An 11,991-nucleotide genomic window follows, 5' to 3' on the forward strand; every position below is an offset into this window, starting at 1 on the left:
TGGTATAATAAGATAAGGAGACTTGCATCAAAAAGCAAGGAGAAAAAAGATGGAAAAACGCAGTAGTAGAAATCAAAATGGTCCTATCTTACGGCTTGTCGAGAAATTGATTCGATTTTTTAGAAACTATCGCCAATGGAGTAATAAAACCTTTATTGCTGTTTTGTTGATTGCCGTTGCAATCTCAATGGCTTTGACTTTATTAGTCGAGGGGCTAAAGGGATTTCCATTGACCAGTAGTAGTACAACTGTCGTAAGTCAGACAGCTGATTCTAAGGAGAAAACTACGGCAACAGAGCAAGAAACAAGTGCTCGGATCATGGCCAATGGTGATTTGCTCTATCATGACATTATCTATATTTCAGCCAAAAAATCAGATGGTACCTATGATTTCCATGAAAATTTTGAATACGTAAAGCCTTGGCTTAAGCAAGCTGACTTGGTCATTGGTGATTTTGAAGGAACTGTAAATAAAGATCACTATCTTGCAGGTTACCCCTTGTTTAATGCACCTGGTGAAGTCATGGACGCTATAAAAGATGCAGGCTATCAAGTGCTAGACTTGGCTCATAATCATATCTTGGATTCACAAATTGAGGGAGTAGTTTCAACCGCAGATGCGATTGAAAAAGCTGGAATGACACCAATCGGAGTCTACACTCATGAACCACGAGATAAAGCACCTATTGTCATCAAGGAAGTCAATGGGATTAAAGTTGCCCTTTTAGCTTATTCCTATGGTTTTAACGGAATTGAACAAAGCATTTCTCAAGAGGATTATAATCGTTATCTTTCAGACTTAGATGAAGATAAAATGAAGGCTGAAATTGAACGAGCAGAGAAGGAGGCGGATATTACAATTATCATGCCTCAGATGGGAGTTGAGTATCAAATTGAGCCGACTGAGGAGCAAAAGAAACTTTACCATAAAATGATTGATTGGGGAGCAGATATTATCTTTGGTGGTCACCCTCACGTTGTTGAACCAGCTGAAACGGTTGAAAAAAACGGTGATAAAAAGCTTATCATCTACTCTATGGGGAATTTTATCTCAAATCAACGAATTGAAACCATGCAGGATGTTGAAAATGCTAAGTGGACGGAACGTGGAGTCCTCATGGATGTGACCATTAAGAAAAAATCTGGTAAAACAACTATCGAGACGGCTCAAGCACATCCAAGTTGGGTGAGTCGGACTCCTAAGGGAGGTTATTCTCCAGAAGGATACCCACTCTATCTATACCAAACCTATATCTTGGAAGATTTTATAGAGGGTGGGAAATACCGTAGTCAGTTAGACGAGGCGACCAAGGAACGGATTGATACAGCCTATAAAGAAATGAATGAGCATGTAGGTTTGAAATGGTAGTGACTAAAAAAGAGGAGCAAGATGGATATTAAGATAATAGCAACAGATATGGATGGAACCTTGTTAGATCCTCAAGGACAACTGGACCTACCTCGTCTAGAGAAAATTTTGGATCAGCTGGATCAACGTGGTATTCGTTTTGTTATTGCAACGGGAAATGAAGTTCATCGCATGCGACAATTACTGAAGTATCTTGTAGAAAGAGTCGTTCTCGTAGTTGCTAATGGTGCTCGTATATTCGAAAATGATGAATTGCTACAAGCACAAACTTGGGATGATGCCATGGTTGATAGGGCTTTGGACCATTTTAAAGGCAGAGAATGCCAGAATCAATTTGTCGTAACAGGTATGAATGGTGGTTTTGTTAAGAAAGGCACTGTTTTTACAGAACTTGATAAATTTATGACTCCAGAGATGATTGAAAAGCTCTACCAACGCATGCATTTTGTTGATGAATTTGACTCAAGCCTTTTCGGTGGTGTCCTCAAGATGAGTATGGTTGTTGGTGAAGAACGAACTAATTTGGTCTTACAGGAAATTAATGACTTATTTGATGGGCATGTGCGAGCTGTTTCCAGCGGTTATGGTTGTATTGATATCTTACAAGATGGGATTCATAAGGCGTGGGGCCTAGAAGAATTGCTCAAACGTTGGAATTTAAAACCTGAACAAATCATGGCCTTTGGTGATAGTGAAAATGACATTGAAATGTTAGAGTTGGCAGGTATTTCATATGCCATGGAAAATGCAGAAGATGCTGTTAAAGAAGTAGCTACAAAAATAGCCCCAGCTAACAGTCAGGCGGGTGTTTACCAAGTTTTAGAAAACTGGCTAGAAAGAGGAGAATAACTTGGCAGTACAACTATTAGAAAACTGGCTCTTAAAAGAGCAAGAGAAAATCCAAACCAAGTATCGTGAACTCAATCAGATTTCTGTAATTGAACCTAATATCATTTTTATCGGTGATTCTATTGTTGAGTATTATCCCTTGCAGGAATTGCTAGGGACAACCAAGACTATTGTGAATCGAGGGATTCGAGGCTATCAGACTGGACTTTTGCTAGATAACCTGGATGCTCATCTCTATGGTGATGCGGTGGATCAGATTGTGCTTTTGATTGGGACAAATGACATTGGAAAAGATGTTCCAATGACGGAAACACTAAACAATCTTGAAAGCGTGATTCAAAGTATTTCTCGTGACTATCCGCTGTCACAAATAAAGCTAGTTTCTATTCTGCCAGTTCATCAAGGGGAAGAATACAAACAGACAGTTTATATTCGCACAAATGAGAAAATCAAGGCCTGGAACCAAGCCTATCAAGAGCTAGCTTCAGCCTATATGCAGGTAGAATATGTGTCTGCTTTTGAAGAGCTACTCGATCAGGAAGGGCAACTCAAATCTGACTATACAACAGATGGGCTTCACCTTAGCGTTTCTGGCTATCAGGCTCTATCAGAAACCTTGAAAACTAGACTTTTCTAGACATCTACTTGCATTTTTGCTTTTTTAACCTAGATAAGGTATAATATCTTTATAGTCTTTGGGGTCGTTACGGATTCGACAGGCATTATGAGGCATATTTTGCAACTCGTGTGGCGACGTAAACGCTCAGTTAAATATAACTGCAAAAAATAACACTTCTTACGCTCTAGCTGCCTAAAAACCAGCAGGCGTGACCCAATTCGGATTGCTCGTGTCTGATGATGGGTCTTATTATTAGCGAGATACGATCAAGCTTTGTCTAGCAGTTTGGTAAGAGATTTATAGACTCGCAGTTCCTAGGCTTGAGTTATGTGTCGAGGGATTGTTAAAACAATACATAACCTATGGTTGTAGACAAATATGTTAGCAGGTGTTTGGACGTGGGTTCGACTCCCACCGGCTCCATTGATAATTTACATTGTTTTGTAAATCTTTCTAAAACGTTGTTTTTACAACGTTTTTTATTTTATTCTTTGGTATTCTTTTGCAAAAAAAGAATACAACATTTTGTTGTATCCTAAATATTAAATCAAGTCCTGAATTTTCTTAAGTTTTTATCATATTTTCTGTTATAATTAAGGTGCCTTAAGAAAAATAATGAAAAAACTAAATGTTTTTCATATAGTTTTCATTTTTTGTGTTATAATTAAGGTGCCTTAAGAAAAATATTAAGGTGCCTTAAGAAAAATAATGAAAAAACTAAATGTTTTTCATATAGTTTTCATTGTTTTAATAGTTTAAAGTCAATCTTATTTTTCTCTACTAGAAAATAATGAAAAAGTAGGTTTAGAAAGAGGTAAGTATCTATGTCTTCTCATAAAAAAGTGTCACTCTCTGAGATTAATCAGTCTATCGATACTCCAAATAACAATCATTTCTGGCAAAATTTAAAGGCCTTTTTAGGTCCGGGTGCTCTTGTCGCAGTTGGTTATATGGATCCAGGAAACTGGATTACCAGTGTAGTCGGTGGTGCTTCCTATAAGTATAGTCTCTTGTTTGTTATCTTGATTTCATCTCTCATTGCCATGCAACTTCAGCAGATGGCAGGAAAGCTTGGTATTGTAACCCAGATGGACCTGGCTCAAGCAACGGCTCATCATTCACCTAAATGGCTTCGTTATAGTCTATGGGTGATTTTGGAGTTGGCCTTGATGGCGACAGACCTGGCAGAAGTTCTAGGTTCAGCCATTGCTCTCAATCTTCTCTTTAAGATTCCAATTATGATAGCCATCCTTTTGACGGTTCTAGATGTCTTTCTCTTATTGCTTTTGATGAAATTTGGCTTTAAGAAGATAGAAGCTATTGTTACAACACTCATTTTAACAATCTTAGCAATCTTTACTTATCTGGTAGCTTTGTCACATCCAAGCTTCCAAGGAATCGTTGAGGGTTATCTACCGAATGCAACCTTATTTGAAAGTCCTTTGCCAGGACATGAAAGTCAATTAACCTTGGCACTAGGAATCGTGGGAGCAACGGTTATGCCCCATAACCTCTATTTGCATTCTTCCTTGTCTCAAACTCGGAAAATCAATCACAAGGACAAGAATGATGTTCGAAAAGCCGTGCGCTTTATGACCTGGGATTCAAATCTCCAATTATCCTTGGCCTTTGTGGTTAACTCCCTTCTATTAATTCTCGGGGCGGCTCTCTTTTTCGGCCATGCATCTGAGATTTCTGCCTTCTCTCAAATGTATAATGCCTTGCAGGATTCTACTATTGCAGGAGCTATAGCTAGCTCGACCTTATCAACCTTGTTTGCCTTGGCTTTATTAGCCAGTGGTCAAAATTCGACAATTACGGGTACCTTGACTGGACAAATCGTTATGGAAGGTTTCTTACATATGAGATTGCCACAATGGTTTATTCGTTTGGCGACACGCCTCTTTGCCTTGCTACCTGTTATGATAGTAGCGGTTTTGTTTGGTTATCAGGAAAAAACCTTGGATCAGTTGTTGGTCTATTCACAGGTCTTTCTTTCAATCGCTCTTCCATTTTCAATCTTTCCTCTGATTTATCTAACTTCTAAGAAATCACTGATGGGAGAATTTACCAATGCCAAGTGGAATACCATTCTTGGTTATATCGTTTCCATTATCTTAACAATCCTCAATGTGAAATTGTTATTTGATATTTTCTAAGAAATTCACCCAAGTTAGAAAACAAACATATAAGAAAAAAGATACCCAAGATTTCTTGGGTATCTTTTTTGAAAATAAACGGAAGACATGGGATTCGAACCCACGCACGCTTTAACACGCCTACCGCGTTTCCAACACGGCCTCTTAAGCCTCTTGAGTAATCTTCCACACTTACTAAAATAGTCTATCATAAAGGATTCATTCTTGCAAATTTATTTAAAAACTGAAGAAGTTTTGACAGAAAATGAGAGAAAATGATAAAAAATGCTTGACTTTGATATTTTTTATGATAGAATGAATATTGTAATCGTTAACAGGAGGTGGGTTCGTGCTAAAAAGCGAGAGAAAAAAGTTGATTTTAGAAGAGTTAAGTAAGCATAAAATCGTCTCTCTAGAGAAATTGGTAGGCTTGCTAGATACTTCAGAATCCACAGTTAGACGTGATCTAGATGAGTTAGAGTCTGAAAATAAACTTCGTCGAGTGCACGGGGGAGCAGAGTTGCCTCACTCCTTGCAAGAAGAAGAAACTATTCAAGAGAAATCTGTCAAAAACCTTCAAGAGAAAAAGTTGATTGCGCAAAAAGCAGCTTCCCTCATCAAAGAAAAAGATGTTATCTTTGTGGATGCAGGAAGTACGACAGCCTTTCTCATTTTGGAATTGGAGCGAAAAGACATTACTGTTGTAACTAACTCCATTCACCATGCGGTACAATTAGTGGATAAGCAAATCCCAACAGTCATTATCGGTGGTGGAGTCAAGATGACAACGGATGCCAGTATCGGAGGAGTAGCTCTCAATCAGATTAACCAACTGCACTTTGATCGTGCCTTTATTGGAATGAATGGTGTAGATGAAGGTTACTTTACAACTCCAGATATGGAGGAGGGCGCCGTCAAGCGTGCTATCTTAGAAAATGCTAAACAAACCTATGTCTTGGCGGATTCATCTAAGATTGGCCAGTCTAGTTTTGCTAAGGTAGCTCCTATAAAACGTGCTATTGTGATTACAAGCAAGGGTCATGAGCTCTTGTCAGCTATCAAAGAGAAAACGGAGGTAATCGAAGTATGATTTATACAGTCACACTCAATCCATCTATAGACTACATTGTCCGTTTGGACAAAGTGGAAGTTGGTAGTGTCAATCGTATGGATAGTGATGATAAGTTTGCTGGTGGTAAAGGTATCAATGTTAGCCGTGTCTTGAAGCGTTTGGATATTCCAAATACAGCGACAGGTTTCATCGGAGGCTTTACTGGAAAATTTATCACAGATACTTTAGCTGAAGAACAAATTGAAACGCAATTTGTCCAAGTGGCAGAAGATACGCGTATCAATGTTAAGATTAAAGCCGACCAAGAAACAGAAATCAATGGGACAGGACCTAATGTTGAGCCCGAACAACTTGAAGAGTTAAAAGCCATTCTTTCAAGTCTGACAGCAGAAGATACAGTTGTATTTGCAGGTTCGAGTGCTAAAAACTTGGGTAATGTTGTTTACAAAGAATTAATTTCTTTGACGCGTCAGACAGGCGCTCAAGTGGTTTGTGATTTTGAAGGTCAGACCTTGATCGATAGTTTGGATTATCAACCACTTTTGGTCAAACCAAATAATCATGAACTGGGAGCTATCTTTGGAGTCAAGCTTGAAAGCCTTGATGAAATAGAGAAATACGCTCGAGAATTACTGGCTAAGGGTGCTCAAAACGTGATTATCTCTATGGCTGGTGATGGTGCCCTTCTGGTAACATCAGAGGGAGCATACTTTGCTAAACCGATTAAAGGAACCGTGAAAAACTCAGTTGGTGCTGGTGACTCTATGGTTGCTGGATTTACTGGTGAGTTTGTTAAATCACAAGACGCAGTGGAAGCCTTCAAATGGGGAGTGGCTTGTGGAACAGCAACAACCTTCTCAGATGACTTGGCGACTGCAGCATTTATTAAAGAGACTTATGAAAAAGTTGAGGTAGAAAAAAGATGAAAATTCAGGATTTACTGAGAAAAGATGTGATGTTGCTTGATTTGCAAGCAACTGAAAAAACAGCAGCTATCGAAGAAATGATTCATAGCTTGGTAGAGCACGGATATGTGACAGATTTCGAAACTTTCAAAGAAGGAATCTTGGCGCGTGAAGCTTTGACTTCTACAGGTTTGGGTGACGGTATCGCAATGCCTCACAGCAAAAATGCTGCTGTTAAGGAAGCAACTGTTCTCTTTGCTAAGTCAAACAAGGGTGTTGACTACGAAAGTTTAGACGGGCAACCAACTGACCTCTTCTTTATGATTGCTGCTCCAGAAGGTGCCAATGATACTCACTTGGCTGCCTTAGCAGAATTGTCACAATATTTGATGAAAGACGGATTTGCTGATAAGCTTCGTCAAGTAACATCAGCTTATCAAGTCATTGAACTCTTTGACCAAGCTTCAGAAAAAGCTCAAGAACCAGTTCAAGCATCTGAAAATGAATCTGGTGACTTTATCGTAGCAGTTACAGCTTGTACAACAGGAATTGCCCACACATACATGGCCCAAGAAGCACTTCAAAAAGTGGCTGCAGAAATGGGTGTTGGTATTAAGGTTGAAACCAACGGTGCCAGCGGTGTTGGCAACAAATTAACAGCAGAAGATATCCGCAAGGCTAAAGCTGTCATTATTGCCGCTGATAAAGCAGTTGAGATGGATCGTTTCGATGGTAAACCATTGGTGAATCGTCCAGTTGCAGATGGTATTCGTAAGACAGAAGAGTTGATTAACTTGGCTCTTTCTGGTAATGCTGAAATTTACCGTGCTGCTAATGGAGCGCAAGCTTCAACAGCATCTAATGAAAAACAAAGTCTCGGTGGTGCCTTCTACAAACACTTGATGAGTGGTGTATCCCAAATGTTGCCATTTGTTATCGGTGGTGGTATCATGATTGCCCTTGCCTTCTTGATTGATGGTGCTATGGGTGTGCCAAATGATAGCCTCGGAAATCTTGGATCTTACCATGAACTTGCTTCTATGTTCATGAAAATCGGTGGTGCAGCCTTTGGTTTGATGCTTCCAGTATTTGCAGGATATGTTGCTTACTCAATCGCTGAAAAACCAGGTTTGGTAGCAGGTTTCGTAGCTGGTGCTATCGCCAAAGAAGGTTTTGCCTTTGGTAAAATCCCTTACGCTCAAGGTGGTGAAGCAACTTCAGCTCTTGCAGGTGTATCATCAGGTTTCCTTGGAGCCCTTGTTGGTGGATTTATCGCAGGTGCCTTGGTACTCTTGGTTAAGAAATACGTGAAGGTTCCTCGCTCCCTTGAAGGTGCAAAATCAATTCTTCTCTTGCCACTTCTTGGAACAGTCTTGACAGGATTTGTCATGCTTGCTGTTAACATCCCAATGGCAGCTATTAACACTGCTATGAACGACTTCCTTGGCGGTCTTGGAGGCGGATCAGCTGTCCTTCTTGGTATCGTTCTTGGAGGAATGATGGCCGTTGATATGGGTGGCCCTGTCAATAAAGCAGCTTATGTCTTTGGTACTGGTACTCTTGCAGCAACAGTGGCAACAGGTGGTTCAGTAGCCATGGCAGCAGTTATGGCTGGAGGAATGGTTCCACCACTTGCAATCTTTGTGGCAACACTTCTCTTCAAAAATAAATTTACAAAAGAAGAACGTAACTCAGGTTTGACGAACATCGTTATGGGATTGTCATTCATCACTGAAGGTGCGATTCCATTTGGTGCAGCTGACCCAGCTCGTGCTATTCCAAGCTTTATCCTTGGTTCAGCAGTAGCAGGTGGACTTGTTGGTCTTGCAAATATCAAACTCATGGCACCACATGGAGGAATCTTCGTTATCGCCCTTACAACAAATGCCCTTCTTTACCTTGTCTTTGTCTTGATTGGAGCACTTGTTAGTGGTGTGGTTTATGGTTACCTTCGTAAACCATTAGAAAAATAATTACAATAGATTCAAATGACTGAACACGAAAGTGGTCAGTCATTTTTTTAACCCCTCGAAAAGTTCATGAAATATGGTATAATAGAAGCATGGCAAACAAGAATACAAGTAAAACAAGACGTAGACCGTCTAAAGCAGAATTAGAAAGAAAACAAGCGATTCAACGAATGTTGATTTCCTTAGCTTTGGCTATCTGTTTAATTTTTGCAGCTCTAAAATGGGGAGCTGTCGGAATTACTGTTTATAACCTAATCCGCTTACTCGTGGGGAGTTTGGCTTATCTAGCTATTTTTTCTCTGTTAATCTATCTATTTTTATTTAAGTGGATTCATAAACAAGAAGGCTTGTTAGCAGGTTTCTTCTTTATTTTTGCAGGCTTACTCCTCATCTTTCAAGCTTATCTGGTTTGGAAATTTAGCATGGCAAACGCCGTTTTCCAAGGGACAGCTGGACAAATTTTTAAAGATTTAACCAGCTTTCAAGTGACTAGTTTTGCAGGTGGAGGTTTGCTAGGGGTTATCCTCTACATTCCGGTAGCTTTTTTGTTCTCAAACATTGGTACCTACTTCATCGGAGCAATCTTAGTCTTAATCGGTGCTCTTTTGATTAGTCCATGGTCTATCTACGATATCGCTGATTTTCTCTCAGCTCGATTTGCTATCTGGATGGAGCGCCATGAGCAGAAAAAACAAGAACGCTTTATCAAGCGTGAAGAAGAAAAGGCACGAAGAGAAGCAGAAGAACAAGCAAGACTTGAGAAAGAAAGAGAAGAGCAGGCTTTGATTGATATGCCTCCTGTAGATATGGAAACTGGAGAAATATTATCAGAAGAGCCACTGCACGATTTTCCTCCACTTCCAGAGGAAGAATGGGTAGAGCCTGAGATTATTCTCCCGCAAGCTGATTTTGAATATCCTGAGGAAGTTGCAATTCCTGAGGAAGAAGTTTTACCTGAAGAGGATGATGAAGAAGTAGAAGTCGATTTTTCTACTAAAAAAGCCTTAGAGTATAAACTCCCAAGCTTGCAACTTTTTGCACCCGATAAACCTAAAGATCAGTCTAAAGAAAAGAAAATCGTTCGGGAGAATATCAAGATTTTGGAAGAAACTTTCGCAAGTTTTGGTATTAAGGTAACGGTTGAAAGAGCAGAGATTGGTCCATCTGTTACCAAGTATGAAGTTAAACCTGCAGTTGGTGTCCGTGTCAACCGTATTTCCAACCTAGCAGATGACTTAGCTCTGGCTTTGGCTGCCAAGGATGTCCGTATTGAGGCTCCGATTCCTGGAAAATCCTTGGTTGGTATCGAAGTGCCAAACTCTGAAATTGCAACGGTATCCTTCCGTGAACTTTGGGAACAATCACAAACAAAACCTGAAAATCTATTAGAAATTCCTCTTGGAAAAGCCGTCAATGGTACAGCTCGTAGTTTTGATTTGGCTAAAATGCCTCACTTGTTAGTGGCTGGTTCTACAGGTTCTGGTAAATCTGTTGCAGTTAACGGAATCATCGCAAGTATCCTCATGAAGGCTCGTCCAGATCAGGTTAAGTTTATGATGGTCGATCCAAAGATGGTTGAGCTTTCAGTCTATAATGATATTCCTCATCTCTTGATTCCAGTTGTGACCAACCCTCGTAAGGCCAGCAAGGCTTTGCAAAAAGTTGTTGATGAGATGGAAAACCGCTATGAACTCTTTGCCAAAGTCGGAGTTCGAAATATCGCTGGGTTCAATGCTAAGGTTGAGGAGTTTAATGCGCAATCTGAGTATAAACAAGTACCTCTACCTTTCATCGTCGTGATTGTGGATGAGCTTGCTGACCTCATGATGGTTGCCAGCAAGGAAGTGGAAGATGCCATTATCCGTCTCGGACAAAAGGCGCGTGCAGCTGGTATTCACATGATACTTGCAACCCAACGTCCATCGGTTGATGTTATCTCTGGTTTGATTAAGGCAAATGTGCCGTCTCGTGTGGCTTTTGCAGTTTCTTCGGGTACGGACTCACGTACGATCTTGGATGAAAACGGTGCTGAGAAATTGCTTGGACGAGGAGATATGCTCTTTAAGCCAATCGATGAAAATCATCCTGTTCGTCTCCAAGGTTCCTTTATATCAGATGATGATGTTGAACGTATCGTAAACTTCATCAAGGCTCAAGCTGATGCTGATTACGATGAAAGCTTTGACCCAGGAGAAGTGTCTGAGACAGAAGGGGATTTTAGCTCTAGCGATGATGTCGGAGATCCGCTCTTTGAAGAAGCGAAAGCTCTTGTCATCGAAACACAAAAAGCAAGTGCATCCATGATTCAACGCCGTCTTTCAGTCGGTTTTAACCGAGCAACTCGATTGATGGAAGAATTAGAGATGGCAGGTGTTATTGGACCTGCTGAAGGAACAAAACCTCGAAAAGTCTTACAACAATAAAAAATAGCTTCTTTCCGAAATCGGAGAGAAGCTATTTTGTTATGGATTTGCTTTATTATCTGTGGCAGCTGTATCAGATTGAGCAGCTCCTTCAGTCTGATTTTGTTGAACATTGTTAGGAGCTTGAGTATTTTCTTCAGGTTGAACCTTGTTGTCATTTTTATGATCAACTCCACTAGTTGCAGCATTAGTATCTTGGTTACTTCCTTGATTCTGAGCAGGCGCGTTCGATTGAGCAGGGCTTTCCTTTTGAATTTCCTTGATAATGGTTGTTTGCGTAACAGGACTAGTATCTGCTTTCTTTTGTTCATTGGACTTCATTGCATTGCTAATGGTAATTGTCGCAGTGATAATTCCCAACATACTACCGATTAAGGTTAAGGTTTTCTGAAAAGCAGATAAACCTTTCTTGATGTGATGGCTAGCCTTGCCAGTTTCTTGACTGTCTTTGTTTGTTTCTTTATTTTGGCGAGAATAGTTAGACATAATGGTTTTTAAAACTCCTTTGCAAAACTAAATATGAATTTGAATTCATTTCATATTTTCATTATACGTTTTTTATTTTAAATTGTCTTAAAAAAATAAAACTTTTAGTTTTGAAAACGCAACCAGTAGGTTTTTCTCTTTAAAGTGTAAAGCAAGAAGT

The 11,991-nt window shown here is 39.9% G+C and carries 9 protein-coding genes, 1 tRNA gene and 1 other RNA gene; 9 read left to right on the forward strand and 2 right to left on the reverse strand.

The window, feature by feature from the left end:
• Positions 1 to 49: 49 nt before the first annotated feature.
• The 5 genes from ACXYSK_RS01065 to ACXYSK_RS01085 all read left to right on the forward strand — a co-directional run bounded on the left by ACXYSK_RS01065 (position 50) and on the right by ACXYSK_RS01085 (position 4,996).
• On the forward strand, positions 50 to 1,369 hold the full coding sequence (locus ACXYSK_RS01065) for a CapA family protein (RefSeq protein ID WP_458624749.1): 1,320 nt from the start codon (positions 50 to 52) through the stop codon (positions 1,367 to 1,369).
• 21 nt (positions 1,370 to 1,390) lie between these two features.
• Positions 1,391 to 2,218 (forward strand): HAD family hydrolase, encoded by an 828-nt coding sequence (locus ACXYSK_RS01070; protein WP_458624750.1) that lies wholly within the window; start codon positions 1,391 to 1,393, stop codon positions 2,216 to 2,218.
• A gap of 1 nt (position 2,219) precedes the next feature.
• Positions 2,220 to 2,855 carry an SGNH/GDSL hydrolase family protein gene (locus tag ACXYSK_RS01075; RefSeq protein WP_458624751.1) on the forward strand — a complete coding sequence of 212 codons (636 nt, stop codon included), beginning with the start codon at positions 2,220 to 2,222 and terminating at the stop codon, positions 2,853 to 2,855.
• A gap of 60 nt (positions 2,856 to 2,915) precedes the next feature.
• Positions 2,916 to 3,263: a transfer-messenger RNA gene (ssrA, locus tag ACXYSK_RS01080) on the forward strand.
• A gap of 398 nt (positions 3,264 to 3,661) precedes the next feature.
• Positions 3,662 to 4,996 carry an Nramp family divalent metal transporter gene (locus ACXYSK_RS01085; protein ID WP_458624752.1) on the forward strand — a complete coding sequence of 445 codons (1,335 nt, stop codon included), beginning with the start codon at positions 3,662 to 3,664 and terminating at the stop codon, positions 4,994 to 4,996.
• Between the two features lie 79 nt (positions 4,997 to 5,075).
• On the opposite strand, the gene ACXYSK_RS01090 is transcribed toward ACXYSK_RS01085, so the two are convergent.
• Positions 5,076 to 5,163, reverse strand: a tRNA-Ser gene (locus tag ACXYSK_RS01090).
• Between the two features lie 161 nt (positions 5,164 to 5,324).
• Here ACXYSK_RS01090 and ACXYSK_RS01095 point away from each other — a divergent pair.
• From ACXYSK_RS01095 to ACXYSK_RS01110, 4 genes are all read left to right on the forward strand, one after another.
• Positions 5,325 to 6,065 (forward strand): DeoR/GlpR family DNA-binding transcription regulator, encoded by a 741-nt coding sequence (locus ACXYSK_RS01095; protein WP_458624753.1) that lies wholly within the window; start codon positions 5,325 to 5,327, stop codon positions 6,063 to 6,065.
• Positions 6,062 to 6,973, forward strand: a complete 912-nt coding sequence (pfkB, locus tag ACXYSK_RS01100; RefSeq protein ID WP_458624754.1) for a 1-phosphofructokinase — start codon at positions 6,062 to 6,064, stop codon at positions 6,971 to 6,973. The genes ACXYSK_RS01095 and pfkB overlap by 4 nt, the downstream gene beginning before the upstream one ends.
• A complete protein-coding gene (locus tag ACXYSK_RS01105) occupies positions 6,970 to 8,925 on the forward strand; it encodes a fructose-specific PTS transporter subunit EIIC (protein ID WP_458624755.1) in 1,956 nt (651 codons plus the stop codon). The genes pfkB and ACXYSK_RS01105 overlap by 4 nt, the downstream gene beginning before the upstream one ends.
• Before the next feature lie 89 nt (positions 8,926 to 9,014).
• On the forward strand, positions 9,015 to 11,345 hold the full coding sequence (locus ACXYSK_RS01110; protein WP_458624756.1) for a DNA translocase FtsK: 2,331 nt from the start codon (positions 9,015 to 9,017) through the stop codon (positions 11,343 to 11,345).
• Between the two features lie 39 nt (positions 11,346 to 11,384).
• Here ACXYSK_RS01110 and ACXYSK_RS01115 read toward each other — a convergent pair whose 3' ends face one another.
• The gene (locus tag ACXYSK_RS01115; RefSeq protein WP_006150044.1) at positions 11,385 to 11,831 is read right to left on the reverse strand and encodes a DUF6556 family protein; all 447 of its coding nucleotides are present in this window, start codon (positions 11,829 to 11,831) and stop codon (positions 11,385 to 11,387) included.
• Between the last annotated feature and the right edge of the window lie 160 nt (positions 11,832 to 11,991).

The organism is Streptococcus sp. V919 (assembly GCF_054353475.1).